The 231-nt window shown below is 61.0% G+C and carries 1 protein-coding gene; it reads right to left on the reverse strand.

Features of this window, described 5'->3' with window-relative positions:
- On the reverse strand, positions 1-231 hold a 231-nt coding region (locus AAEZ22_RS18700; RefSeq protein WP_352298604.1), incomplete at both ends, for a putative ATP-dependent zinc protease.

The following is a 231-nucleotide window of genomic DNA, read 5'->3' on the forward strand; positions in this document are numbered from 1 at the left end:
GTCTTGAACGTACTTGAGGCCCGGATTGACCACCAACTGGCCGTCAATCAACGCCTTGGAGCCCAGCAGCAGGCGGTAACGCATGGCTTTGCGACAGGCGAGGGTGAACTCTACCCGCCATACCCGATCACCCAGGGCCAGGGTGGTGCTGATCACGTAGCGCACCTGTGCATGGCCGTTGGAGCTCTTGATGGTTTTCATCGTCACCAGGGGCGCTTCACAGCGCCGGTG

This window comes from Pseudoalteromonas sp. 20-MNA-CIBAN-0454, assembly GCF_040308685.1.
Classification (GTDB): Bacteria; Pseudomonadota; Gammaproteobacteria; order Enterobacterales; family Alteromonadaceae; genus Pseudoalteromonas; species Pseudoalteromonas nigrifaciens.